Source organism: Companilactobacillus halodurans (assembly GCF_009600985.1).
Classification (GTDB): Bacteria; Bacillota; Bacilli; order Lactobacillales; family Lactobacillaceae; genus Companilactobacillus; species Companilactobacillus halodurans.
In genome coordinates, this window is the sequence record NZ_VDFP01000289.1 from 1 (window position 1) to 1,032 (window position 1,032).

General features: G+C 38.0%; 1 protein-coding gene. It reads left to right on the forward strand.

The window, feature by feature from the left end; all coding sequences use genetic code 11:
* Positions 1-141: 141 nt before the first annotated feature.
* On the forward strand, positions 142-1,032 hold an 891-nt coding region (locus tag FHL06_RS14235; RefSeq protein ID WP_153387321.1), incomplete at its 3' end, for a methionine gamma-lyase family protein.

Genomic DNA, 1,032 nt, shown 5'->3' on the forward strand with positions numbered 1-1,032 from the left:
GTGGGGAACCCACTTAGTAGAAGGCCAGTATTTGAGATAATTGTGAATTTCAATTATCTCAAATCTGTGCTCGCAGCGTTCCAGCCCAATCGGTTTTGCTGTGGAGGACGGCAGCCCAAAGGCAAAAAAAGGAGTTTATATATGTCATTATCATGGACAGATGATTTACCAGAAGATTTAAAAACAAAAGTTGCTAAAGTAGAAAAACTAATTCAACCACGTTTAGAAGAAATTGATCAACAAGTTCTTTATAACCAACAACGTGTCTTGAACTTGTTTAGAAAACATCGAGTAGGTGAAGAAGACCTAGTACCATCAACCGGCTATGGTTATGATGATATCGGTCGCGATAAGATCGAAGCCATTTATGCCGACTACTTTAAAGTGGATGATGCTTTAGTTCGTCCGCAATTTGCTTCAGGTACACATGCAATTTCGACAGCTCTATTCAGTATGTTGCGTCCTGGAAATACGCTTTATTATTTAACTGGAACACCATACGATACAATTCAAGAAGTTATTGGTTTAGCTGGTAATAAGCGTGGCAATATGAAGGAGTATGGTATTAACTTTTCTACAACGGAATTATTAGATGATGGTTCAGTTGATTATGAGAACGCGGAAAAAGCATTGAAGGCTGACGATAACATCAAAGTAGTTGCTATTCAACGCTCAAGAGGTTACGCAGTTCGTGACAGTTTTACAGTTGATAAGATTGCTAAAATGATCAAATTCGTTAAATCAATTCGTCCTGACGTTAATGTTTTTATTGATAATTGTTACGGCGAATTTTCAGAAAAAGAAGAGCCTACTTTCTATGGCGCTGATATTATGGCAGGATCTTTGTATAAGAACGCTGGTGCTGGAATTGTTAAGAGTGGTGCCTATATTGTTGGACGAGAAGATTTAGTTGATGGTGCTGGTTCACGTTTGACAGTTCCTGGTGCTGGTAAAGGTGAAGGAGCTACTTGGGGTTACTTACGTGACTTTTATCAAGGATTTTTAAAAAAAGAAAAAATGTCGAGTAAATCT